General features: G+C 67.3%; 18 protein-coding genes and 2 pseudogenes. 14 read left to right on the top strand and 6 right to left on the bottom strand.

The genetic code is table 11. The features are described from left to right. The first annotated feature begins 6 nt into the window (after nucleotides 1–6). From JQX13_RS26140 to JQX13_RS26155, 4 genes and pseudogenes are all read left to right on the top strand, one after another. Entirely contained in the window at nucleotides 7–804 is a 798-nt protein-coding gene (locus tag JQX13_RS26140) for a hypothetical protein (protein ID WP_203411624.1), read from the top strand. A gap of 78 nt (nucleotides 805–882) precedes the next feature. After that, nucleotides 883–1,146 (top strand): annotated as a pseudogene (locus tag JQX13_RS26145) (ATP-binding protein); the annotation flags it as partial. A 336-nt stretch (nucleotides 1,147–1,482) separates the two neighbouring features. After that, a complete protein-coding gene (locus JQX13_RS26150) occupies nucleotides 1,483–2,178 on the top strand; it encodes a TetR/AcrR family transcriptional regulator C-terminal domain-containing protein (RefSeq protein ID WP_203411626.1) in 696 nt (231 codons plus the stop codon). Nucleotides 2,179–2,180: 2 nt separating this feature from the next. Continuing rightward, a complete protein-coding gene (locus JQX13_RS26155; protein WP_239015178.1) occupies nucleotides 2,181–3,491 on the top strand; it encodes a DUF4082 domain-containing protein in 1,311 nt (436 codons plus the stop codon). Between the two features lie 44 nt (nucleotides 3,492–3,535). On the opposite strand, the gene JQX13_RS26160 is transcribed toward JQX13_RS26155, so the two are convergent. Continuing rightward, entirely contained in the window at nucleotides 3,536–4,042 is a 507-nt protein-coding gene (locus JQX13_RS26160) for a DUF1772 domain-containing protein (RefSeq protein ID WP_203411627.1), read from the bottom strand. Between the two features lie 8 nt (nucleotides 4,043–4,050). Beyond that, nucleotides 4,051–4,707: an NAD(P)-dependent oxidoreductase gene (locus JQX13_RS26165; RefSeq protein WP_203411628.1), complete on the bottom strand. Its 657-nt coding sequence runs from the start codon at nucleotides 4,705–4,707 to the stop codon at nucleotides 4,051–4,053. Nucleotides 4,708–4,849: 142 nt separating this feature from the next. Here JQX13_RS26165 and JQX13_RS26170 point away from each other — a divergent pair, with 142 nt between their 5' ends. Continuing rightward, nucleotides 4,850–5,842, top strand: a complete 993-nt coding sequence (locus JQX13_RS26170; RefSeq protein ID WP_203411629.1) for an AraC family transcriptional regulator — start codon at nucleotides 4,850–4,852, stop codon at nucleotides 5,840–5,842. A 207-nt stretch (nucleotides 5,843–6,049) separates the two neighbouring features. On the opposite strand, the gene JQX13_RS26175 is transcribed toward JQX13_RS26170, so the two are convergent. After that, the gene (locus JQX13_RS26175) at nucleotides 6,050–6,916 is read right to left on the bottom strand and encodes an SDR family oxidoreductase (RefSeq protein ID WP_203411630.1); all 867 of its coding nucleotides are present in this window, start codon (nucleotides 6,914–6,916) and stop codon (nucleotides 6,050–6,052) included. Nucleotides 6,917–7,301: 385 nt separating this feature from the next. Between JQX13_RS26175 and JQX13_RS26180 the strand changes: the two genes are divergently transcribed. The 3 genes and pseudogenes from JQX13_RS26180 (at nucleotide 7,302) to JQX13_RS26190 (ending at nucleotide 9,712) form a co-directional block, all read left to right on the top strand. Next, nucleotides 7,302–8,153, top strand: coding sequence for a hypothetical protein (locus tag JQX13_RS26180; protein ID WP_203411631.1), 852 nt, complete (start codon nucleotides 7,302–7,304; stop codon nucleotides 8,151–8,153). A gap of 438 nt (nucleotides 8,154–8,591) precedes the next feature. Further along, nucleotides 8,592–8,714 (top strand): annotated as a pseudogene (locus JQX13_RS56500) (hypothetical protein); the annotation flags it as partial. Between the two features lie 233 nt (nucleotides 8,715–8,947). Next, complete coding sequence (locus tag JQX13_RS26190; protein WP_239015279.1) at nucleotides 8,948–9,712, top strand: ISAs1 family transposase; 765 nt, start codon at nucleotides 8,948–8,950, stop codon at nucleotides 9,710–9,712. A gap of 268 nt (nucleotides 9,713–9,980) precedes the next feature. Here JQX13_RS26190 and fabG read toward each other — a convergent pair whose 3' ends face one another. Together fabG and JQX13_RS26200 are read right to left on the bottom strand one after the other, a co-directional pair. Continuing rightward, nucleotides 9,981–10,763, bottom strand: a complete 783-nt coding sequence (gene fabG / locus JQX13_RS26195; RefSeq protein ID WP_203411632.1) for a 3-oxoacyl-ACP reductase FabG — start codon at nucleotides 10,761–10,763, stop codon at nucleotides 9,981–9,983. A 113-nt stretch (nucleotides 10,764–10,876) separates the two neighbouring features. Then, complete coding sequence (locus tag JQX13_RS26200) at nucleotides 10,877–11,635, bottom strand: hypothetical protein (protein ID WP_203411633.1); 759 nt, start codon at nucleotides 11,633–11,635, stop codon at nucleotides 10,877–10,879. 211 nt (nucleotides 11,636–11,846) lie between these two features. Here JQX13_RS26200 and JQX13_RS26205 point away from each other — a divergent pair, with 211 nt between their 5' ends. The 3 genes from JQX13_RS26205 to JQX13_RS26215 all read left to right on the top strand — a co-directional run bounded on the left by JQX13_RS26205 (nucleotide 11,847) and on the right by JQX13_RS26215 (nucleotide 15,361). Then, nucleotides 11,847–12,071 carry an EamA family transporter gene (locus JQX13_RS26205; RefSeq protein WP_239015180.1) on the top strand — a complete coding sequence of 75 codons (225 nt, stop codon included), beginning with the start codon at nucleotides 11,847–11,849 and terminating at the stop codon, nucleotides 12,069–12,071. 304 nt (nucleotides 12,072–12,375) lie between these two features. After that, nucleotides 12,376–13,500 carry a hypothetical protein gene (locus JQX13_RS26210; protein WP_203411634.1) on the top strand — a complete coding sequence of 375 codons (1,125 nt, stop codon included), beginning with the start codon at nucleotides 12,376–12,378 and terminating at the stop codon, nucleotides 13,498–13,500. A gap of 142 nt (nucleotides 13,501–13,642) precedes the next feature. After that, the gene (locus JQX13_RS26215; protein ID WP_203411635.1) at nucleotides 13,643–15,361 is read left to right on the top strand and encodes a B12-binding domain-containing radical SAM protein; all 1,719 of its coding nucleotides are present in this window, start codon (nucleotides 13,643–13,645) and stop codon (nucleotides 15,359–15,361) included. A gap of 78 nt (nucleotides 15,362–15,439) precedes the next feature. Here the strand turns inward: JQX13_RS26215 and JQX13_RS26220 are convergent, their stop codons facing one another. Next, on the bottom strand, nucleotides 15,440–17,365 hold the full coding sequence (locus JQX13_RS26220) for an RICIN domain-containing protein (RefSeq protein ID WP_203411636.1): 1,926 nt from the start codon (nucleotides 17,363–17,365) through the stop codon (nucleotides 15,440–15,442). Between the two features lie 511 nt (nucleotides 17,366–17,876). On the opposite strand from JQX13_RS26220, the gene JQX13_RS26225 reads away from it, so the two are divergent. The 3 genes from JQX13_RS26225 to JQX13_RS26235 are packed head-to-tail and all read left to right on the top strand — an operon-like array spanning nucleotide 17,877 to nucleotide 23,138. Then, nucleotides 17,877–18,098 (top strand): hypothetical protein, encoded by a 222-nt coding sequence (locus tag JQX13_RS26225; protein WP_203411637.1) that lies wholly within the window; start codon nucleotides 17,877–17,879, stop codon nucleotides 18,096–18,098. Beyond that, nucleotides 18,067–18,564, top strand: a complete 498-nt coding sequence (locus tag JQX13_RS26230) for a hypothetical protein (RefSeq protein ID WP_203411638.1) — start codon at nucleotides 18,067–18,069, stop codon at nucleotides 18,562–18,564. Before JQX13_RS26225 ends, JQX13_RS26230 begins: the two co-directional genes overlap by 32 nt. 11 nt (nucleotides 18,565–18,575) lie before the next feature. Next, on the top strand, nucleotides 18,576–23,138 hold the full coding sequence (locus JQX13_RS26235) for a pilus assembly protein PilY (protein ID WP_203411639.1): 4,563 nt from the start codon (nucleotides 18,576–18,578) through the stop codon (nucleotides 23,136–23,138). The last annotated feature ends 118 nt before the right edge of the window (nucleotides 23,139–23,256 follow it).

Below are 23,256 nucleotides of genomic sequence, written 5' to 3' on the forward strand. Positions count from 1 at the left end.
GACTGAATGACACCCGGACAGACCGCGTCGCTGCAACTGCCGTCCTTCCTGCATGGAACCTTCCGCTCGGTGCAGCAGAAGACGCACCGGGAGAGTTTGCGGTGTGGAGAGCAGTACCGGAAGGACGGTACCATTCCCGTCCCTCGGCAGATGGTGGAACTGCCCCCGGGCGAGGTGGTGGTGGCGCACGAGGTGGTGGACTTCCAGCGTGAGCGCCCAGCCTGGCGGCTGTACATGGTGTCGCATGTCATGGGCGACCTGGCCCAGGATGGGCAGAAGTCGTTTCTCGTGAGGCATGACTATGAGGCGTTCTTCCGGGAAACGGCCTGGGGGGCGCTGTTTTTCGCGACGACGCACATGGGGGCGGTGAGTGCGGAGCGTACGGCGCGGCGTCTCCATTCGGTGCTTCGTTTCTGGGCGCCGCTTCAGAGCGCGCGCTACCTCTTCAAGAAACCAAGCGTGCCACAGACTCTGGAGGAGGTGATGGTGGCCTCCTGCGGCTGGGCCATGGATGCGTGGTGCCCGGTGGGCGATTCCTCGGTGCGCTCGCGTCTGGCGGTGGCGGCGGAGCGCATGGCGAGAGCGACACGGGAGGACTGTGTCGAGGCTATCTTCCGGGAAATGCCTCGGGCCCTTGCTCTCGCGCGCAACTTGAAGCACCGCGAGGTGGTGGCAGACCCGGCCTTCCAGCGCGAGCGCCTCGCCTCTCTCGACGCGCGTTCTTTCGAACGGGTGTCGGGTGCACTCACTGAGGAACTTATCGGATTGTTATATGACTGGGACCATGAGCTTGGGTTGCAGTAGTTGCAGTAGGCCCACAGAGGTGTCAGTGCAATGGCACCGGGTGGACGAATCATCCCTGCGCGCGTGCTGGCGCGTCTGGCCAAGGTGGACGTGCTGGTGATTGACGACTGGGGGCTGGCGCCGCTCAAGGAGCAGGAGCGCCGCGACATGCTGGAGATTCTCGAGGACAGGTACGGCAACCGCAGCACCCTCATGACCAGCCAGCTGCCCACCACGAAGTGGCACGACCACCTGGGTGACCCGACGGTGGCCGACGCCATTTGCGACAGGGTGCTACATAACTCCCATCGGGTCGTGCTAAAGGGCCCCTCCCGCAGGAAGGAGGAGTCTGCGGAGAAGTAGGTCCCCGGTCAGCGTCGCTTCGCTCCGATCACGATGACCGATCCAGGTGATCACGATCGACCGATCTGGGTGATCACGATGGCCGGAATACGCAGTCGTGCAGGACGCCGGTCGCGATCTCACTTCGTAGCGCGGGTGTGGGAACGTCGACAGGACGTCGTCCCACTTCTGGGCGACCTCGTCGTGGAAGTGGTCGAGCACGATCTTCTCGCGCGTCGCGCGCAGGGCGTCGGTGAGCATGGGCTGCGTCCTGTCTGGAGTATGGGATTGCGCTGTAAGTTGGCGCAGGATGGCGCTTACGCTGTAAGTATGTCAAGAGAGGCGTGAAGGAGCCCGATGAAGGCAAGCACCCGGACCCGAGAGCCGTTGTCACGTGAGAGGATTCTGGCCGCCGCTCTGCGCCTGGTGGAGCAGCACGGCGTCGAGGCGCTCAGCATGCGCAATCTGGCCACCGAGCTCGGGGTCGAGGCGATGTCGCTGTACAACCACGTCGCCAACAAGGACGCGGTGCTCGACGGCATCACCGAGGTCGTGCTCTCGCGCATGGACGTCCCCCCGCCGACGTCTGACTGGCGCCACGACGCCCGCGCCCTGGGGGCGGCCTTTCGGCGTGAGGCCCTGGCGCACCCTCGCACGGCCCCGCTGTGCCTCACGCGCCAGCTCCAGTCGGGACCCTCGCTCCCTCTCACGGAGACCGCGCTCGACATCCTCCGGCGTGCCGGGTTCGACGCCAAGGGGGCGGTGCACGCCTTGCGCGCCCTCCTGGCCTACCTGGTCGGGACCCTGCTGCGTGACGTCGGCGCCGGCCCCACGTTCAGCGGACTGGATCCCGCGGGCATGGCCGAGCGCGAGCGGGTGCTGGTCGCGACGGGCCTCCCGCGTGTCACCGAGTCCGCCGCGTACCTGTCCGTCTGTCGGCACGAGGCGGAATACGGCTTCGGCCTCGAGTTGATGATCGACGCCCTCGGCCAGCAGCTGTCTCCGGGGTATTCCAAGACACCCGGGTCACCGTCAGCACCACGAGAGCCCTGACCATGCGCCTCCGGCAATCCCTCACAGTCATCCTGGCCGTCCTGCTCCTCGCCGCCCTTCCCCGGTGCGCGCCACCGGAGCCCGCGGACGAGTCCGTGCCGTCCACCCAGACCTCGCGGGCCCTCACCCCGGGCGGCGGGCTGCGGTTCATGACGTACAACATCAAGCACGGTGAGCTGAGCAGCCTCGACAGCATCGCCAGCGTCATCAAGGGCCAGTCACCGGACCTCGTCGTGCTGCAGGAGGTGGATGTCCTCACCAACCGCTCCGGCAAGGTGGACCAGGCCGCGCGGCTGGGGCAGCTCACGGGGCTGGGCTCGGCCTTCATCCCCTCGCTGCTCAGCTACGACGGCGGGCAGTACGGCCTCGCGGTGTTGTCGCGCTACCCCATCCGCTCCACCCAGCGCATTCCCCTGCGCTCCGCCGCGGAGCAGCGCGTGCTCGGCCTGGTGGAGGTGGAGCTCGATGCGACGCACGTCATCCCCGTGGCCGTCACCCACTTCGGCACCACCGGCGCCACGGAGCGGCTCGAGCAGGCGGAGGATGTCAAGGCCGCCCTGGCGGGCAGGCCATGGGCCCTGCTCGGCGGCGACCTCAACGCCTCCCCTTCCGAGTCTGGCATCACCAGCCTGAAGGCGCTGCTCTCGGACGCGTGGACGCGCGGCGGCTCGGGCAGCGGCTACACCCATGACGCGAGCATCCCCACGCGCCGCATCGACTACGTGATGCTCGGCTCCGCGTGGACGTCGCCCGTGACGGCGGCCGTCGTGGGCGCGACGTCGCAGTCGGACCACCGGCCGGTGGTGGCCACGCTCATCCTCCCCTGGAGCCAGACGCTCTTCGGAGACCGCGTGCCCGCCAATGCCGTCGAGGAGGCGGACACCCGCGCCGTGGAGCTGGGCGTGCGCTTCCGCGGCAACGTCTCCGGCACCATCCACGCGCTGCGCTTCTACCGGGGCACCGGCAACGCCAGCGGCTACGTCGCCCGCCTCTGGAGTGGCACGGGCACCCTGCTCGCCCAGGTGTCCGTGAGCGACGGCCGCATCCCCGGGTGGCAGGAGGCCGTCCTGCCCACGCCCGTCCCCATCAGCGCCAACACGCTCTACGTGGCCTCGTACCACACGTCCAACGGCCGCTTCGCGAGAGACCCGTCCGGGCTCGCGAGCGCCGTCACCAGCGGCAACCTGACGGCCCCCGCCAGCGCGAGCGTGGGAGGCAACGGCGTCTATGCGTACGGCGCCGGCGGCTTCCCCGCGAGCAGCTACAAGGACACCAACTACTGGGTGGACGTCCGCTTCGTGCCGTCCCCCTGAGCCCGCACCGCCACGCGCCCACGACCTACCGCGCCCTCCCATGCTCAGCCGGGTGACTGCGCCCCCGCGGATGCGCGGAGCGCGAGGATGAAGCACACCGTGGCCGCGAGCGCCGCCACCGTCCTCACGTGGTTCCACGCCGTCCAGCCCGACACGTAGCCCGTCCACAGGCGGGCGGCGTCCACCTGCACCGGGTCGACGGCCGCGAGCGCATGGTTCCTGGGCACGTTGCACGCGGCTGTCACTCCGACGACGCCGAGCACGTACAGCCCACACCCCACCCACAGGTACACCGCGCCCGGCGTCTGCCATGAGCGCGGTCCGAGCACCGCGGCGCCCAGCGCGGCCACGGCCGTTCCGAAGAACACGGACATGAACGCCGGCGTCGTCGCGGTGACGTTGATGGACTGCATCGCCAGGAGGCCCTGCGCGGGCGGCAGCCGGGCAAGGCCTCCCATCACGAACGCGGAGAAGGCGAAGAAGACTCCAGCCACCACGCCCGAGCCGAGCGCCGACAGCCACGTCAATACGAGGAGCGGGGTTCCGGTCATGTGAAGCCTCACGCGGCCGAGAGGGCCACCGACTTCCCGATGTACTTCGCGCCCTCCGCCGCCTCGACGAGGAAGCGGCCCACGCTCCTGCGCGAGACGCTCATCCCACGGGCCTCGCCCTCCGGTGAGGCGAAGGGCGCACCCGCGTCCGCCTCGTCCGTCAGCCCGACGGGCCGCGCGAGCACCCAGTCGAGCCCGCTCTCGCGCACCTCCCGCTCCTGCACCTCGGTGTCGGCGATCTGCGGCTTCAGGAGCAGCGAGAACAGCAGCTTCCACTTGAGCGACAGCCGGCCCCACGTCTCTCCCACTCCGTACGTGGTCTGCACCACCAGCTTGCGCACGCCGTGCTTCCGCATCGCGGCGATGACGTTTCGCGTCCCCACCGAGCGCACGTCCATCGGCGTCCTCGAGCTGCCGCGCATCCGGACCGTCAATGGGTTCTCGCTGATGCCGAGCGTGACGATCACCGCGTCCTGCCCCCGCACCGCGTGCTCGACGTCCTCGGGGTTCGCCGCGTCCCCCGTGACGATATTCAACCTCGGGGACGACAGCTGGAGCGCCCGCGGCCTCCGGGCAAAGGCCGTCACGTCATGCCCCGCGGACAGCAGCACCTCGATGGCCGCGCGGCCAGAACCTCCCGTTGCACCCACGACCAGGACTTTCATCACGACTCCCTCGGGCTGGATTGCCTGCGCGCAAGATGTCGCCCGGGGCCCGGGGTCTCAATGACCGGCAGTCGCGGATTCATGCTCGTTCGTCCAGGCGCGCCGCTGGACGCTGCCGGCCCACCGTGAGCATGCTCGGGGCATGGTGGACAAGCAGCTCTGGGCCCCCGTGGACCCGCTCGGCGAGGCCCTGCACTTCCTGCGGATGACGGGCAGCTTCTACTGCCAGTCGGAGCTCTCCGCGCCATGGGGGCTGGCACTGCCGCCCATGCCCGGGTGCATGTGGTTCCACGTCCTGACGGCGGGCCGGTGCTCGCTCGAGGTCGAGGGCGGCGCGCCCGTCGTCCTGAGTCCGGGGGACCTCGCGCTCGTGCCGCACGGCGAGGGTCACCGGCTCTGGACCGAGCCGCGCGTCCCCACGCCCCTGGCCCATGACCTTCCGCAGCAGCAGCTCAGCGAGCGCTATTCCGTCCTCCGGCACGGGGGCGGCGGTGCGCCGAGCACGCTCGTCTGCGGCGCCGTCCGCTTCGACCACCCCGCCGCGCACGCGATGGTGAAGCTCCTGCCCCGGGTGATTCACCTGGACGCCGCGAGCTCGGCGCACGGGGAGTGGATGGAGAGCACGCTTCGGCTGATGGCGACCGAGGCGAAGGCGCTGCGCCCCGGCGGAGAGACGGTCATCACCCGGCTGGCGGACATCCTGGTGGTGCAGGCCATCCGCTCGTGGATTCAGCAGGATCCGGCCGCGCAGACGGGGTGGCTCGGCGCGCTGCAGGACAAGCAGCTGGGCCGTGCCATCATGCTCATCCACCGGGAGCCGGCGCGCGCCTGGACGCTGTCCGCGCTCGCGCGCGAGGTCGGGATGTCGCGCTCGGTCTTCGCGGCGCGCTTCACCGAGCTCGTCGGCGAGCCCGCCATGCACTACGTCGCGCGCTGGCGGATGCACGTGGCCGTCACCTGGCTCAGGGAGGACACGGCGGGGCTCGGCGAGCTCGCGAGCCGCCTCGGCTACCAGTCCGAGGCGGCCTTCAGCCGGGCCTTCAAGCGTTTCATGGGCGTGTCGCCAGGCGCGCTGAGACGTGACCCGGAGGCCGCCTCCAAGCCCCGCCCCCAACGGCCTCCCGCCCGCGCCTGAGCGGGCCATCCCGCCCCACCCGGGAGGAGACCATCTTCCTGCTCGCCCAGGACAACCACGCCGCCTTCAACCGGGCCTTGGAGGAGCGCATCCACTTCGAGCGCTTGTTCCGGCGGATGCCATCCTGCTCAGGTGGGGACATGCGCACGCACGAGAGCCTCGGAGGGTGTCGGGGCGATGTCGCGCGGTGGAGTCCCGCTGTGGGAATTAGCGGAAGTCGCTGGCGTGGTCCCGGGCCCACCTGGCGAATGGGCGTGCCGGCCGCCCCGTGACATCGCGCGCGGTGGCCCGCACGGGCAGGGGGACACCGTCGGACAGGGCCTGGTACCGCAGCAGCACGTCCACGGCCATTGGCGGCATGACTCGGCTCATCTCTTCGCGCGCTCGCGCGGGCGTGATGACCTCCAACCGCACCGGACGACCGATTGCCTCGGCGATGAGCTCCACCTGGCGCCGTTGGGTCAGCGACTCCGGCCCGCTGAGGACGTAACTCGCGTTCTCGTGTCCGGGGTCGAGCAGCGCCCGCACCGCGACTTCGGCGAGGTCCTCCTCATGAATCGGCGTGCTGTGCGATTCGGGGTAGGGCGTCCGGACGACGCCGTCGGAGCGAATCGAGTGCGCCCACATCAGCGAGTTCGTGGCGAAGGCCCCGGGCCGGATGAACGTCCAGGGAATCCCGGATGCCTCGAGCGGTCGTTCCACGTCGAGGTGGAGTCGGGCAATCGGGTTCGTCTCCGCGTCGGCCGCCACGACGGCGCTGGAGGACAGCAACACCACGTGCTTCACCCCGGCGGCCCTGGCCGCGGCGACGAAGCCGTCGATGCCCCGCGGCTCGGCATAGAGGAAGACCTTGCGCACACCGGCCAGCGCGGCGGGCAGAGTCGCGGCTTGGGTGAGGTCGGCGCCGACGACCTCCACTCGTCCGGGCAGGTTCACCGATTCGGGCCGTCGGCTGGCCGCCCGGACCGGGACCCCGGCGGCGAGCAATTGCTGGACGACATGCCGGCCGACATTGCCCGTCGCTCCAGTGACCAGAACGACATCTGACACATCATGAGAAGGTTGGATCGTCATGGGCACAAGCGTGCAACCTCAAGATAGGTTGAGGTCAAGGCCCGATTCGCTCCTGGCGGAGAGCCCCAAGCGCCCACCGTTCTGAGCGTGCGAGCGGCCTCGCCGACACGTCAGTGCTACGGGACTACGCGTCAGCATGCGCCCTTGACGCGTCAAAACCCCCTGGCGCGTGCCGGGCCTCCCTGTGACGTTGACCGGCACCCGCCTTGCTATCCGGTGGACACGACCCGATCCGTTCATCACTTGATGAACACCAACCCTTCCCGGGCAGAAGCTCGGCGAGTTCGGCGGCGGTCACGCCGGCCGGACCAGCGCAAGGCCTATCCCGGAGACTGGATCTCCGGCCTCTCCCTGCTCCACGACAGCCATCCTTGAAGGATAGACCATGAGCTTTGATGACTCCGAATCCTTCCCTCTGCGCATCCTCGCAGCCGCACGATCGACAGCCGTCGATTCCCAGCGCCTCTCTCAAAAGCTCGCGAGCCTGGGTCTCAACTGCTCGGAGAACACCCCCGAAAAGATGGCGGGCTACATCAGTCAATTCAAGGCGCAGCTCTCCCGTGGGAGCAAGGGCTCCGCCAACAAACACATTCTGGCCAGGACCGCGCAGACCGCCCGACGGTATGAGTATACCGTGTCGGATGACCAGAATCTGATTCACAAGCTCCTGGTCATCATCACGAACCATGACCTCGTCACCAGGCACGGACTCCATGCCGTCGACTACTATGAGATGAGCCGGGACTTCAGGGCCTCCGAAGTGGGCTCCATCCTGCGCTCCCTCATCGACGGTGCCCTCTTTCTCGCGACGTTCGTCAGCAAGGGCAAGCAAGGCTCCATCGACGGCGAGCAGATCACGGCCTGGTACGATGACACGCTCCAATCCCTGGAAGATAGCTCCTCGTCCGACTTCGACTGGAACAGGAGCGACACATTTGTCGCCATCCACCGCAACACCGAGCACCCGGAGCGGATCGATCAGATCTCGGCCTGCAAATTCTCCTTCTCCACCAGCGTGAAGGATTTCCGCAACAAGGAAGTGAACTCACACGAGTCACATTTGCACGCCCGGCAATGGAGCGTCACCTTTGAAGACCTCGACGTCCTCAACACCGTATACAACCAGGTGGAGTGCGCCAGGACTGATTCAAAGTCGCCCCTCCCTTATGAACCGGCTGTCCACGTAACCGGGCAAGCCCATCCCGTGGGCAAGAGCCGGGTCCACGGAAAGACTTGAAGAGCGGTCGGGGTACCCGTCTACGCCGAGCCTTGTTCTCGTGCGAGTCCCTCGTTTCGAGTTCCCCGCTCGATAGGGCAGGCTTGATTCAAAGTCCCACGGGAGAGGTCATCCCACCCGGGCCTACGGCTGAAGTATAGTCCCGCCTACAGGCGCCCACCGGAGGCGAGCAGCCGCGGGCTGATCGCGAGGGGGAGCGCCAGCACAGAGCCGGAGACGGGCCGGACAGGTCCGGGGAGGAGAAGGATGAGTGGGAAGAAAAACCGGGGCGGGAGGGCTGGCGGGCCCTCCACACCCCAAGCGGGAAACGGGAAGGGGAAGAAGGACGAGCAGGAAACCCCCTCCCGCGTGCAGAGGATGATGGCGAGCCTGGGGCTGACATTCAAGGAGGTAAAGGACCCCCGGGCCCGCCGGGGACAGAGGCACCCGCTGGCGGCGATGTTGATGCTGCTGGTGCAGGCGATTGCGGTGGGGCGGCGGGTGTTGAGGCATGCCGAGGCGCTGGGGGAGGACATGCTGCGCGAAGGCACGGCGCCCGAGGGGCTGAAGCGGCCGGTGTCCGACACGACGTTGGATAGGCTGCTGGGGAAGTTGGAGCCAGAGGGGTTGGAGCAGGAGGTGCACCAGATGGTGCACCGAGGCCTGGAAGTGGGGCTGATACGCCATGAGCTCTTCGCCCGGGGCGTCGTCAGCATTGACGGGAAGGCGGGGAGAGCACGCCGGGGCAGCCGCCGTGCGAGCCGAGCCACACGACGAAGGATGAGCAGGGGCGGGAGTACTGGTACCCGTACGCGCTGCGCGCCAGTCTCACCAGCAGCGCGGCCCAGCCGGTGCTCGACCAGAAGTTGCTGGAAGGCAAGCAGGGAGAGGCGACGGCGTTCCCGGAGTTGTTCAAACGGGTGGTGGAGAAGTTCGGGCGGCATTTCGAGTACGTGACAGTGGACGCGGGAATGACGAGCGCGGCCAATGCGCGGGTGGTGAGGGAGGCGGGCAAGCACTACCTGATGGCGCTCAAGGAGAACTTCCACCGGCTACATGACAAGGCGTGGGTGGCGCTGGCGGTGGCGCCAGTGAAGGTGCGCACGCGCGAGCGGACGAGCGGGGAGTGGGTGGAGAGGGAGTTGAGGGTGGTGGACAAGCCGCCAGAGGAGGACTTTCCCGGCGCCCAGCAATGGGTATGGGTGAGGCAGACGCGAACCAGAGACGGCGAGCTGCCGAAGGTGGAGACGCGGCTGTTCCTCACCTCCATTCCCACAGGGCAACTGTCCCCGGAGCGGATGCTGACGTTGGTACGCCGGCACTGGGGGATTGAGAACGGGCCCAACTGGACAGCGGACGTGGTGCTGGAGGAGGACAGCGCCTCGCCCAGCCTGCGAGGCAATGCACCCCTGGTACTCAGCTGGCTGCGTTTGCTGGCCTACAACCTGCTGGCCCTGGTGCGCACGCACCTGCCGACTCGCGACAAACGGCCCCAAAGCTTCGCACGCACCATGGAGGTGCTCTACCAGGGCCTGTTGGGTCTGGCCGTGCTGCCCGAGAGTCTGGCCACACTTGCCTGAGCGCCCGCCAGCTGCTCCCGCTCCGGCCTTCCCGCGCCTCTTCTCCCCTGGCTGTTCGGCCTGTGTACCTTCACTCCTGTCCTTCCACGGCGCCCCTCTTTCAGGCGCCGTCCGGAGGGATGCTCCCTCTTTGCCTGTGAATGTCTGGACTTGCTCTCCGCCTCTTCAAAACCTCTCCTACGGACTTTGGATCAATCCTGGCTCGATAGGGGTGGAGTCCACGGGACCCGAGCCGCGCGGGAGCAGCGCCGCGCGGCCCTGGATGCCCTTACATCTGCCTCAGCGCGTCCGGCGATTCAGGGAGGACCTGACCGCCATCCACGATGAGCGTCTGGCCGGAGATGTAGCCGGCCTCGCGGCTGGCGAAGAACAGGGCGGCATGGCCGATATCCTCGACCTCGCCCAGCGTGCCGAGCGGCACCGCCGCCGCCATGCCCTTCATGTACTCCGGGCCCAGCTTCTCGAGGCCCTCGGTCACGATGTTGCCGGGCAGCACGGCATTGACCGTGATGCGGTATTTCGCGAGCTCCATGCACGCGGTGCGCATGAAGCCCAGTTGCCCGGCCTTGGTGGCGCCGTAATGGGTCCAGCCGGGAAAGCCGGTCACCGGGCCGGTGATGGAAGAGGTGATGACGATGCGCCCCTGGTCGGATTTCTTCAGATAGGGGATGCAGGCCTTCACCGAGAGGAAGGTGCCCTTGAGGTTGGTCGCCATCACCTCGTCCCAGGTTTCCGGCGACATCTCCTCCATCTTCACCTGCGGAAAGATGCCGGCATTGGCGCACAGCACGTCGATTCCGCCATGACGCTCGGCCGCTGCCTGGGCCATCTTCTCCATGTCCTCCAACCGGGTCACGTCAGCGGAAAAGCCGCTAGCGGTGCCACCGTCCGCGACGAATTCCCGCGCCGTCGTCTCGGCCGCCTGGAGATCGCGCGCGACCACCAGCACCTTGGCGCCGTGCCGCGCGAAGACCCGGGCGATTCCCTTGCCAATGCCCTTGCTTGCGCCGGTGACGATGACCGATTTTCCCTTGAGCGATTCCGCCAACATGATGCGCTTCCTCCGGTTCCTGTATTCCAGGCTCTTGTGTTCCGGGTGAGTATAGGAGGTGGGCATGTGCATCGGGTGATGGACCGAGCGGTACTACACTCACCAAGAGCACATCAGGGGAGGGGGCGCACCAGGCCACGGTAGGGCAGGTAGCGCTTGAAGCCGAGCGGGCGCAGTCCTGGGATGGAGGCGATGAGGTTGGCCACCTCGCCGCCCGCCTGCAGCTGCGTCTCGACGGTTCTTTGGTGTGCCTCCGCGGTGGTCCACTCGCTGAAGTTGAACACCCGCCTCCCATCGCTTCGGATGTGGAAGTGAGAGGCAATGCCGCCGCCGGGAACGGTGGGCTGGATGCCCGAGAAGTGATCGACCAGGGTGTCGATGAACCTCCGCGCCGTGTCCTCTCCGTCGGTATCGAAGGAGACGCCGACGATGCAGCCGGGCACCTGCCCGCTTCGTCCGGCCGGGAGCATGCTGCGGTAGAGCCGGTAACTGCTGGGCTTGCCCACCTCACCGACGGCGGCGGTGATGCGCTGAGCCAACGTGGCCTGGTTCCTGGGGTCCTGGGCGAATGCGAGATGGGCCTCGGGGCGGGTCCACTGGGCGTAGTTGAGGATGGTGTGCCCGTCGGTGCCCGCGAAGCACAGGCGGGAGAGGAACTCCATGGGCAGTGGGTGCTGCTCCCAGGCGTCGAGGGTCGCGTCCATGGCGGCGCGCTGCTGCTCGGGGCTGTCCGTCATCCACTCGCTGATAAGGATATGGCCCGCATCGGGACGGGTGATGTCTGTCAGTGGATGGGAGACAAGGCCAGGGGTGGTGATCATGGTGAGCCTCTCGGGGTTCAGGCGGTTGCCGTACATCGACTCGGCGACCATGCTGCAACCTCGAGTTCGGTTGAGGTCAACAGGCAATTCTTGGGGCCAGAGGAGACGGTGGCGCATCACGAGATGGGAGAACTCTCGGCACGGCGGGGCCGGTCCTTGTTGCCCGCGCTGAGTCGGCCTACGAAGGGAGCATGGCCCCTGCCTCCTCGCACTCCACGACTCGCGCCACGGCCATCGGCGCGGTGGCCATCCTGCTCTGACCGTGGCCATCTCCTTCGCCTTCGCCTCCCTGCTGACGCTCGGCAAGTGGCTGGTGCGGCGAGAGGACATCGGGCGCCACCTGCGCCAGCCGGCCGCGGTGTGGCTGACGGGCGTGGGCGGGCTGTTCGGCTACCACTTCCTCTACTTCCTGGCCCTGAAGACGCCGCCGCCCGTGGAGGCCAACCTCATCAACTACCTGTGGCCGCTGCTCATCGTGCTCTTCTAAGCTCGAAGATGGGTGAGCCCTGCTGTTCGTCGAAGGACTCCGTCTCACGCAAACGCTCGAGGAAGTCCTTGCTCGAACACGAGGCGGGGCGCATCGGGCTTGGGGTGGTGACAGTTGTCTTCGGACTGGTGAGTGCACTCACCACCCCTTCGGCTCCTGCTTCGAGCCCCCTTTTCTTAAACCCCTGAAATCAGAGAGGCCCTCTGGGCACGGGGGGGCGACATGGGCGTGGCATGTCGGGTGCAGAAGGACAGGGCATCACTCTTCCGCACCAGTCACCACCGCACCTACCGAGGAGCCGCCCATGCCCCGCATCCGCCCTACGCAGCCCCACCGCTCCGCGACCTTCTCCGCGCCCACGGCGTCCCAGCCCAAGCCTCCGACCCGCGCCTCCACGCTGCCGGCCACGCTGCCCTCCTCGACGCCCGCCACGCCCAGGCCCGCCGTGCGCGCACCGATCGCCACGGAGCCCAAGCCCGTGAAGCACCCGGGCCTGCCCGAGGGTCCCGCCACGTACAGCCCCTGGGAGAAGACCACGGGCCAGGCCTCGGATCTGATGGTGGGCGGCGGCGACAACAAGCTCACGCTTCCCCCGGCCGCGAAGCAGAACATGCTCATCGACAAGCCGGGCACCTCCTTCCAGAAGGATACCTTCGGGGGCAGGGTGAGCGGCGGCCTGGGCTCGATGCAGGCCTCCACCGCGAGCTACAACGGCGGTGGCTTGCACCATTACTCGGCCCAGGCCGAGCTCAACGGGCCACACGCCTCCTACGAGCTGCAGAAGGTTCACGCGGGCCGTCTGGGCGTGAGCAGCACCCAACTCACCGCCGAGGCCAACGCCTTCAAGGCGCAAGCCCAGGCGGGCGTCTCGGCGGATACGAAGAACCACGCGTACACGGCCGCGCTGACGGGCAAGGCGGAGACGGGCGTGGGCGTCGGGGCGAGCGTGAGCCACGACTTCAACCGGCACGTGGGTGGGTACCTCAAGGGCGAGGGCAAGGCCTCGGCCACCGCCTACGCCGAGGGAGTGGCCTCCCTGGATCCGAGGACCGCCACGGCGATGCTCTCGGGCCAGGTGGGCGCGGCCGCCACGGCGGGTGCGTATGGCACGGCGGGCGGGCACCTGGGCCGGCTGCACGGCTCGGTCACCGCGGGCGCGGTGGCGGGCGTGGCCGCCCAGGCGGGCGGGAAGCTCGGTCTGGAGAACGGCTTCCTCAAGCACTCCGCGGACGTCAACGCCGCGATGGGCGTGGGCACCCACATCAAGACCGACGCCGCCCTCGACCTGCGCCACCACGTCGAGCCCGGCATCGCGGCGGGCCTGCGCCCCAGCCTCGCCGGCGCTTCCGCCGTGGCCTCGCCCGCGGGCACGGTGCAGCCCGAGAAGTCGCGGCTCGAGAACTTCTTCGCGAAGGCGTTCGGCCAGTGACGGCGCGCTCCTGAGCCCCAGCACTCCGGGCAACGAGGGGATGCCCTCGCTCGGAGTGCCTGGCCGGGGGGCGAGGGACGGAGTGAGGGTACCGGAAGGATGCCGCTATACTCACCCTGTTCGGAAGGGTGGGTTTCGTCTCATGCATGGCCGTCGCGTCCTCTCTCCAGTCCTGCTGCTCGGCGCCGGAACCGGCGAGGCCACCTGTGGGATTCTCTATCTCGCGGGCTACCTGCGGCGCGGTGGGATCGAGGCCTTCGTCCGGCTCTACGACGGGGACGAAACCGAGGACGAGGTGGCGCGCTCGCTCGAAGCGCTGGTGGCCCGCGTGCGCCCCCGGCTCGTCGGCATCAGCCTCAAATGGTTCCACCACGTCCACCGCGCGCTGCTCCTGGCTCGGACGTTGCGTGAGATCGACCCCGACATCCGGATCGTCGTGGGTGGCAACACCGCCTCGTACTGGTGGCGGGAGCTGCACGCGTTCGACTGTATCGATCATATCGTCCTGGGCGACGGCGAGCGGCCGCTGCTGGCGCTCTGCCAGGGAGAACCGTCCCCACCCAACTGTGTCACCAAGGGGCCGGACGGCTCCCCGAGGCGGTTGCCACTCGAGTACGTGCAAGGCGCCACGAACAGCGAGGACGTCTACTACTCGCACTTCAATGACATCTTCCTGAGCCACCAGGATCGCCACGCCTTCTCGGGGTGGGTCGCGCCCGGCAAGGGGTGCGGTGAGAACTGCCTCTATTGCGGTGGGGCCCGCGGCAACCAGAAGGCGGCATTCGGACGCGCGAAGCCATTTCTGCGCTCCGAGGAGAGTGTGCGCCGCGACCACCAGGAGATCGCCCACCGGACGTGGCAGTTCCGCTACGACTTCGCGGGAAGCTCGGCGGCGTTCCTGCAAGGCACCTGGGCGGGGGTCGATCTCTCACGCCACTCCTGTATGTATTTCCTGTGGGGAGTGGCCCGGATGGAGCTCATCGATGCCCTGGCCCAGACCTTCGAGCACGTCCACATGGTGCTCGACATCGGCTGCTTCTCGGAACAGCAGCGGCACGAGCAGATGCGTCGTGGCCTGCTCAAGCCGTGTGCCTCGGACCAGCAACTCCTGGAGATCATCGACGGCTGCCGCCGTTACAAGAACCTGGACGTCGAGGTCTCTGGAATCGCGGGCCTGCCCTTCGCCAGCGCCGCCACGCTCGAGGAGGAGGTGCGCCTGGTGGAGCGGGTGATCGCCCTCGACTGCCTGGTGGGCTACCAGCGGCTCGAAGCGCAGCCCGGGGCGCTCGCCACCGAGCACCCCACGCGGTTCGACATGGTGAGCGAAGCGCGAACGTTCACGGAGTTCCTCGAGTACTTCGAGCAGCGCGAGCCCGGTGATGTGTCGGTGCCGATGCTGCGCTTCCGCGACGCGGCGCTCGAGCGGGCGGTGCAGCGCACGTCGGAGCACGTGGATGCCCTCGCGAGGACGCACGAAGAGAAGAAGCAGAGGATCGCGATCAACGGACGCACGCGACTGAAGAACACCGCCCCCTCGACGCTTCGGTTCAAGCTCGGTGATTGGTTGGGAGCTCATCGAGTCCCCGCGAAGGTGGCGCAGGAGCAGGTGACCGTCGTCCGGTCGGTGAACGGAACGGGCCTGGCCTGTGCACCTTCGCTCAGCCCGCGAAGGTTCACCGACCCGACGCTGGATCAGGGCGAGGACGGGAGGATCCTCCTGACCACCCTGGCCGCCTTCGAGCAGCCGACGACGGTCGCCAGCGCGGTGGCGCAGCTGGGGGCGACGTTGAAGCTCGATCCGCACTCGGCGCGCGAGGTCATCGAGCATCTCGTTGACGGACGCTTCCTGCAGCCGGCGTGAGGTGCGGGGTGTGGACCCTGGCGGGCATCGCTTGCACGGGTGGCGGCGGGGCTGGAATCGCCCCGCCCCCTGCCGCTGCTACTCCGGCATCAGGTGGAAGCGTTGGCAGGTGTTGTCCAACCAGCTCCACTGGGCGATGTCGGTGCCGTCGGCGAGGCCACAGTTGGCCAGGTCGACGACCTTGCCGCTGTGCCGCGCGACCAACCGCACCGAGCCATCGGCGAGGAAATCAACGCGCCATTGACTGTGGGTGCTCGAGCATGCGCCCTGGTCGATGTTGGCGCCGTCCGCGGTGGAGCCGCTGCTGACCGCGAGGCAGCTGTTGGTGGCATGGGTCGGCACGACCCGATAGAAGCCGTTGTCGGTGTGCTTGAAGGTCCACTTCTGGCAGGCGGTGTTGAGCCAGGGCCATTGACGCACGTCGGCGCCGTTGGCGGTGGCGCAGTTGGCGACGTCGAGCACCTTGCCGCTCTGCGCGCTGACGATCGCCAGGTTGCCCACCGGCTGCAGCCGCCACTGTTGGCAGTTGTTGCCCTGCCAGCTCCATTGACGGATGTCGGTGCCGCTGGCGGTGGCGCAGTTGGCGGCGTCGAGCACCTTGCCGCTGTGGCGGTTCTGCAGCCGGAACCAGCCCTCCGTGGTGGGGATGACCTGCCATTGCTGGCAGGCGTTGTTCAACCAGGCCCACTGGCGCACGTTGGCGCCGTCGCCGGTGCCACAATCCGCCACATCCAGCACCTTGTTGCTGGAGCGGTTGACCAGCCGGTAGTAGCCGTCCGCGGTGGGGTCGAGCACCCATTCGGTGGAGGTCGGGCCGCAGGCGTGCTGTGCCACGTCGGCCCCGTCCGAGCCGGAACTGCCGGTCACTCCCGTGCACAGGCCGCTGTTGCGGTTGACCAACTGGTACGCCGCTCCGCGAACCGCGGTGGTGATCGGCCCGTGTTCCCCCGATGGAACGGCCAGCGCGGTGCTGGTCGACACGGGGGCGCCGAAGCGGGGCGTGCCATCGGAGTTCCAGGAGAACGGCTGGGCCCGGGTGGACCGTGTCGAGCCGCAGCCTTGGCTGGAGCTCGCGTTGCCGTGGTAGACGATCCAGTTCTCCTTGCCATCGGGGGAGGTGAAGAATCCATTGTGGCCCGGACCGTAGACGCCGTTGGCCGCCTGGAACACAGGGGTGGGGGACTTGGTCCAGGACGAGGCGCTGAGCGGATCCCTCCCGGTGAGGGTCAACAGGCCCAGCTTGTAGTACGGGGTGTTGCAGGAACTGGCCGAGAACACGATGAACGTCTGTCCATTGCGCTGCAAAACCTCCGGACCTTCGTTGACCCTGCCGCCCTCGATTTCCCAGCTGTAGCTCGGCTTGGAGATGTTCACCTTGGGGCCGGTGATCGTCCAGGGATTGGTCATCCGCGCGATCCACAGGCTTTGATCCGGGCCATCCCATTCCGACCAGAGCAGGTAGAGATTCCCGTTGAGCTGCAGGTAGGAGCCGTCGATGTTCCAGGTCGTCTCCATCGGCGATCCCTTGAGCGAGTAGGGGCCCATCGGGTCATCGCCAGCGCTCTCCAGCACGGTGAGATGTTGGTAGTCGAGGGTGCCACTGCGGCCCGAGCTGTACATGTAGTACCAGCGGGTGCCGTTGGGCCCGGTGAGTCGGTGGAACTCGGGTGCCCAGTGACTACAACACCGGTCCGCGGTCGTGTCCGACCACACGTTGACGGGGGCCGCGGTGCGCAGGCCCGCGAGCGTTGGTGCCTTGCGCATCACCACCTGGGAGTTCCACGTCGTGGTGGCCAGATAGTAGTTGCCGTTGTGGTACTGCAACCAGGGGTCCGCTCCATTCTCCAGCAGCGGGTTGAGGAACGTGAGCTCCCCCGTGGCATGGGCTCTCGAGGCGGGAAGGGCAACGAGTGCCAGGCAGAGCAGGAGCAGCGGGGCACGAATCCTGCCAACGATTCCTTCGGATGCGGGCGTGAGTAGCCTCGTGACGGATGACAAAACCATTGGGTTCCTACCTTTCGTTGACGTTCGACAACGGAAGAAGACGCCTGGGCCTGGCAACGGCTGGAGGTGTGAGCGCTAACATGGGAGCGCCGAGCGCCTCCGCGCGTTCCCTCGGCACAGGTCGGCGATTGGGGATGTGAGCGCTAACATCGTGGGGCGGAGTTGCTCACCACCTGCTTTCGACGCATGGGAGGTTCCTCGGGGTTGGGTGCAACGAATCGTGCCAGGGTGAATGGGTTCTGTACTGTTGGTCAAGACGCTGAATTCAGATAATTCCGGCAACGCGCCGCATCATTCATGCAGCGCATTGCGGCATCGCCTGAACGCGGTGCGTTGCGTCACCCGTGATGTTTGTCGGGTTCGTTTACTTCCAGACAGGGCGTGCCCGTGCCACCTCATTCCTCGAATGGTCTGAGCGCTCGAGACGAGCGCAATCCCATTCCAAAAGCGGTCGCGCGAGCCATCTGGAATTCCAACTTCATCATGTGGGCCGTCCGTCCTCGACGGCGCCATGTTCGATGCGCTCGTCTTCAATCCAGACATCAACCGGGGTTTCGGCTTCGGCCGTATCTCGGCGCCGACCTTGGATGACCCCGAACCCGCGGCTGATGAAAGCGGCGGGGAGGTGGACCCCTCTTTAGGTAGGAGGATGTGGGTTGGACTTTTCTTGGAATATGGGATTACAGTGGTGTTCAAGAAATATGACGCCGAGACCGAGTTTTCCCCGCGGTAACGCCCTGCTGCTGACGCTCATCGCCAACGCGGTGCTGCTGGTTCTGGTGGTGGGGGCCATCCAGTTCACCCGCTTCAACCGCGAGGCCTCGACCGAGAGGCTGCGGGGCGAGGGCGTCAGTACCTGCGCGGATGTGGCGCGCAGGCACCTGCTGGCGCGCCTGAAGCTGTACGGCTCGTCCTCCATCTTCCAGCTGCTGGACACCCAGCTCATCGATGATCCGGATCCCCAGGCGCGCACGTCGATGGTGACGGGGCACTACGGCTCGGTGGGTGCGCAGCCCACGGTGGTGGTGGTGAACCCGGAGCAGATGGGAGCCTCGGACCGCCAGGTGCGCGACATCGTCAACATCGCTCCGGCGGGTGGCGGCTTCCTGGGCGGCCAGTACTACCGCGTGGTGGTGAAGTGTCAGGAGGGCTCGGGCCGCGAATCCGAGGTCGAGTTCCTCTTCCGTTACGGTTTGTGAGGCGAGGCACCATGTTCCGCAAGCTGTCGCTCCATCTTGTCATGTTGCTTGTGGGAGCCGTCGCGCTCCGGGCGGACACCGCGGTCGCGATCGATCAGGCGGCCTGCTGTCTGCCGACCACGTCGCGGTTGGATGCCCTGATGAACCCGCTCAAGGGCAGCGACGAGAAGTTCTTCTCGCGGTCCGGCGGTCCTCCCAACATCCTCTTCGTCGTGGACACCGCCACGTCGATGCACGCCTGGCCCACGGCCTGGTCCAGCACGCGGGGCTGCTCGGACCCGTTCATCAACAGCCTGGGCTACGACAAGAACACCCAGTATGACCGCCTGTGGACGGGCGTCAGCAGTCAGTCCAGCAACTGGTTCGACAATGCGAAGTACTACGACGCGCCCGCGGGAGGGTACGGCGTCCTCTTCGGTGGCTCGCCGGCCGCGAGCACCTGGACGAGCGTGTCCACCGCGTGCTCGTCCCTCAATGGAATCGGCGCGGCCGACCTGACCACCTGTCTGGCGTGCCTGGACAACCAGGGCTACTACATCCACGACAGCGACAATCGCCGGGTGAAGGGCAACTTCCTGAACTTCTACGCGCCGCGCGACTCGGGTGCCGTCAAGGTGCTGGCGGACGTGGTGCGCGACCTGCGCGAGGTGCGCCTCGGAGTCATCGGCTTCCAGACCAAGGCCGCCAGGACGTGCTGGGGCAAGAAGCAGAGCAACGGCAACCAGTGTCTGTGTATCGAGCAGGCCTCGGGGCCCAGTTGCGCCAAGTCCTACCCGCTGGACAGCAGCGCGGTGGAGAACAACCGCAACTCGCTGCTCAACGACCTGACCAACGTCAACGCCAACAACAGCAACGGTCTGGGCTGGGGCGGCTGTGCCTCTCCGCTGGCGGATGCGCTCTACGCGGCGGGCTACTACTTCCAATCCAAGACGGCCCCCACGCCCTTCACCACCTACCTGGGCGCCCACCCGACGAGCACCAACTTCAACATCACGGACGCGGTGTGCTTCGAGTGTGGCTTCAACGCCATCATCCTGCTGACGGACGGTAACTTCCAGGAAGAGGGCGACGTGGTTACTCCGCTGCCCTCCGCCATCACCAGCGACCCGGTGGCCTGCGACGGCTGCTTCCCCAACCCCTCGAAGACGAGCAACCTGCACAAGGTGGCCAGGTTCCTGTGGGAGAACGACCTGCGCTTCGACATGGCGGGTCAGCAGCGCGTGGCCACGTATACCATTGGCTTCTCCGAGAGCGCGGCCAGCAGCGCGCTGCTGCGCACGACGGCCCAGGTGGGCGGCGGCAAGTTCTTCCCGGCCCGCAGCACCAGCGAGCTCAAGCGCGCCATCCTGTCCATCGTGGACGACATCAACGCGCGCAACACGTCCTTCTCCGTGTCGGCCATCAGCACGCTGCAGACCCAGAGCGAGGCGCTGACGGCGATCGTCCCGCGCATGCTGCCCTCCAAGAACGATGCCTGGACGGGCAAGCTGTTCCGCTACCGGCTGTTCAACGAGTTCGTCGAGGACCAGGACAAGAACGGCGACGGCGACCGTTCGGACGTGCTGCTCGTCGACAAGGAGGGGAGCGTCATCGCGGAGGACGGCTCGAGCACCTACCGCAAGGTGGTGGGCCAGAACCCCGATGGCACGCCCCTCCTCGGCGCCACCGCCACCGCCTACTGGGAGGCGAGCTCCAAGCTATACGAGACCACGCACTCGGGCCGGAACATCCTGACGGTCACGGACAGCAACAAGGATGGATTGCTGAACCACAACGACGCGCTCATCCCCTTCAACCTCGCCAACCTGGGCCAGCTACGTCAGTACCTGGCGGTGAGCGGGGCGCCGCTGTGCCCCACCGGGACTGGAATCACCTACAAGCCGGGCCTCCTCCTGACCCGGATGCAGATGCCCCTGCAGGCGGACCTCTCGCGAGCGGTGTCCTCGACGGGCCTGTCCTCCGTGGTGGGGCTGCCGGCCACCCCCACGACCCAGCAGGATTATGATCTGCTGTGCGCGGCGCTCGTCATGCAGTACGTGCGCGGGCAGGACATCCTCGACGAGAACGTGAACGGCAACCGCCTCGACACCCGGCCGTCCCTGCTGGGTGACATCTTCCACTCGTCGCCGGTGATGGTGGACCCTCCGGCGGACAAGTTCGTGTGCGACCTCGGCGTCGGCAACCAGTGCGTGCGCACGCTGTACGCCGTCCCCAATGACCAGACCCGGCAGGGGGCTACCCCCATGGTCACTCCACCCAACGAGCTGCCCGCCACGTGCGAGACCGGTACCTCGGAGTCCAAGCCCCGTGACGCCTACGAGTACTACCAGTTCCTCAACCGCCAGCGCGAGCGCCTCATCCTGGTGGGCGCCAACGACGGCATGCTGCACGCCTTCAGTGATGGAAAGGGCATGCTGAAGGACGCCCGGACGTGTGACTACGAATACACGGGCGAGGAGGATGATGTCGGTCAGGAGCGGTGGGCCTTCATCCCGCCGGACGCGCTCCCGCGGTTGCAGGAGCTGCTGCAGGGCCACAGCTATCTCGTCGATGGCGACATCATGGTCCGCGACATCTGGGCGGACTCGAATGGGAACGGTCAGAAGGAATGGGATGAGTACCGCACCATGGCCGTGGTGTCCGAGGGGCGCGGCGGCATCCACTACTTCGCCCTGGAGCTGAAGTGGCTGTCGAACGGCTCGGCGACGCTCGATGCGCAGGCACCCTCGTTCCGCTGGATGTTTCCGCAGCCGTGCTCGGACGAGGCGCAGCGCTTCGGCAAGACGCTGCTGAGCCTCAGCCCCAAGCCGCCGCCGATCGGCCCCGTGCTGCTGCAGTCCGACAAGGGGCAGGAGCGCCATGGTCCGGACGGGCCCAGGAGCGTGGAGCGCTGGGTGGCGATGCTGTCGGGTGGCTGGTCTCCCGGCAATGAGAAGGGACGCGGCATCTACATGGTGGACGTGTGGAACGGCACGGTGAACGGCCGCCGCGACAACCTGCTGTGGAAGTGGGAGTTCGTGGACCCCGGTCCCAATGGCACCCCCACCCATCCGGATGATCCGCGCAAGGCCATGACGTACGGCTTCGTGGCCCCGGTGGCCCTGGTGGACTATGGCGCCAACGGCAAGGCGGGCTTCGACGGTTTCTTCGACACCGGGGTGGTGGGAGACCTGGGCGGCCAACTCTGGACACTGCGCTTCTACCAGCCGGGAGTGATCGACAACATCACCAAGCTCGTCAAGAATTGGAGTGGTGCACGCTCCTTCTCGATGGACCGGGATGGCGCGGCCGTGGGCAACACCAACAGCATCCGCTCCCGCTCGCCCTACTACTACCTGTCCTCGCTGGCGGTGCAGCCGGGCAACAAGGCCTTGCGCGCCTACGTGGGCACGGGCAACCGCTACTCGCTGCTCGACAAGAACGCGGGCACCTGCCGCTTCGACAATCCGCAGACGTGCTCCAAGCTGGGGTGCACCCAGACGCAGGTGGTCTACAAGACGACGCGCGGCACGGACTACCAGCGGCTGAGCAACGAGTGGACGGACCGCGCCTACAAGCTCGGCCGCCACACCTCCTTCAGCGGCCCGGTGCCCACCAACTACTGCGGCTCGTCAGTCAACGCGTTCCTCAAGGCCGAGTTCGAGTCCCGCAACGCCCTCACCTGCCCCTCGCCCAGTGGCACCGGAACGCTCAGCTACGACTTCTCCCGTCCCCAGGTGTTGTGCGGTCAGGACTTGTCGGGCTCCACCTTCGACTGCCGCCTGTCGGTCGACATGGGCAACCCGCTGAACATGAACGACCTGGACGTGAATGCGTCCAGCACCTCGAGCACGCTCGGCAAGAACCGCTTCTACGGCGTCTGGGTCTATGGTGGTCCCGCGAACATGCCGGAGCGCACGTTCGACGAGGACATGGGCGGGGGGTCGGCCAACGTGGCCAGGGACTTCGATGCGCGGCGGCTGACGGATACCGGCAATACGTCGGGCACGGGAGACCTGGTCAACGTGACGAACGTGCAGTGCGATGCCCAGGGCGTCTGTACGTGCGCGAGCGGAATGAAATGCGACACCCGGCTGGTGTCGGGCCCGGAGGACGCCGGCTGGTTCTACGAGTACGAGGGACTGGAGCACAAGACGGCCAGTGGCGCGGCGGTGCTGGCCAGCTGCTCCCTCTGGAACTCCATGTACCCGTCGACCGTCACCAGCGGCGGGCCCTGCTCGGGCACGTCCAGCAACCGGGCCCGCCTCTTCCAGGGCGACTACATCTCCGGCGCCCCCAACTGCGCGGCGGCCTTCCTCGACAAGAACACCGGCTACGCGCGCTACCAGACGCGCTCGGTGGTGGCGCCTCCGCCCGAGCCGGCGACGGCCATCCAGGTGTCGAAGACGGGGCAGGTGAAGTACAGCACCATGTTCATCGAGCCCGGCAAGTCGCAGGCGAGCGATGTAGCGGTGTCAGCCGGCGGAGACGTGCTGCAGTACATCTACGAGCTGCCCGTCTCGAAGGAGCTGCACTCGTGCCGGCACGACCATGAGAACGGCGGACAGACCTTCTGCACGCCCTCGGAGATGTAGGACGGCTGGGAGACCCTGCCGGGGGCACCTGCTCGTCGCCGCGCGCAAGGGCGGGCTGCCCTTGGAGGCGCTGCGCCGCGAGTACCCCCGCCAGGACTCCAGCCGTGCTGGAACAGGT

The organism is Archangium violaceum, from assembly GCF_016859125.1.
In the GTDB taxonomy this organism is placed as follows: Bacteria; Myxococcota; Myxococcia; order Myxococcales; family Myxococcaceae; genus Archangium; species Archangium violaceum_A.

What these genes read in the sequence shown, in the direction of transcription:
- JQX13_RS26140 (WP_203411624.1), top strand. Translation starts at nt 7, where the DNA reads ATGACACCCGGACAGACCGCGTCGCTGCAACTGCCGTCCTTCCTGCAT.
- JQX13_RS26150 (WP_203411626.1), top strand. Translation starts at nt 1,483, where the DNA reads ATGAAGGCAAGCACCCGGACCCGAGAGCCGTTGTCACGTGAGAGGATT.
- JQX13_RS26155 (WP_239015178.1), top strand. Translation starts at nt 2,181, where the DNA reads ATGCGCCTCCGGCAATCCCTCACAGTCATCCTGGCCGTCCTGCTCCTC.
- JQX13_RS26160 (WP_203411627.1), bottom strand. Translation starts at nt 4,042, where the DNA reads ATGACCGGAACCCCGCTCCTCGTATTGACGTGGCTGTCGGCGCTCGGC.
- JQX13_RS26165 (WP_203411628.1), bottom strand. Translation starts at nt 4,707, where the DNA reads ATGAAAGTCCTGGTCGTGGGTGCAACGGGAGGTTCTGGCCGCGCGGCC.
- JQX13_RS26170 (WP_203411629.1), top strand. Translation starts at nt 4,850, where the DNA reads ATGGTGGACAAGCAGCTCTGGGCCCCCGTGGACCCGCTCGGCGAGGCC.
- JQX13_RS26175 (WP_203411630.1), bottom strand. Translation starts at nt 6,916, where the DNA reads ATGACGATCCAACCTTCTCATGATGTGTCAGATGTCGTTCTGGTCACT.
- JQX13_RS26180 (WP_203411631.1), top strand. Translation starts at nt 7,302, where the DNA reads ATGAGCTTTGATGACTCCGAATCCTTCCCTCTGCGCATCCTCGCAGCC.
- fabG (WP_203411632.1), bottom strand. Translation starts at nt 10,763, where the DNA reads ATGTTGGCGGAATCGCTCAAGGGAAAATCGGTCATCGTCACCGGCGCA.
- JQX13_RS26200 (WP_203411633.1), bottom strand. Translation starts at nt 11,635, where the DNA reads ATGGTCGCCGAGTCGATGTACGGCAACCGCCTGAACCCCGAGAGGCTC.
- JQX13_RS26210 (WP_203411634.1), top strand. Translation starts at nt 12,376, where the DNA reads ATGCCCCGCATCCGCCCTACGCAGCCCCACCGCTCCGCGACCTTCTCC.
- JQX13_RS26215 (WP_203411635.1), top strand. Translation starts at nt 13,643, where the DNA reads ATGCATGGCCGTCGCGTCCTCTCTCCAGTCCTGCTGCTCGGCGCCGGA.
- JQX13_RS26220 (WP_203411636.1), bottom strand. Translation starts at nt 17,365, where the DNA reads ATGGTTTTGTCATCCGTCACGAGGCTACTCACGCCCGCATCCGAAGGA.
- JQX13_RS26225 (WP_203411637.1), top strand. Translation starts at nt 17,877, where the DNA reads ATGTTCGATGCGCTCGTCTTCAATCCAGACATCAACCGGGGTTTCGGC.
- JQX13_RS26230 (WP_203411638.1), top strand. Translation starts at nt 18,067, where the DNA reads ATGACGCCGAGACCGAGTTTTCCCCGCGGTAACGCCCTGCTGCTGACG.
- JQX13_RS26235 (WP_203411639.1), top strand. Translation starts at nt 18,576, where the DNA reads ATGTTCCGCAAGCTGTCGCTCCATCTTGTCATGTTGCTTGTGGGAGCC.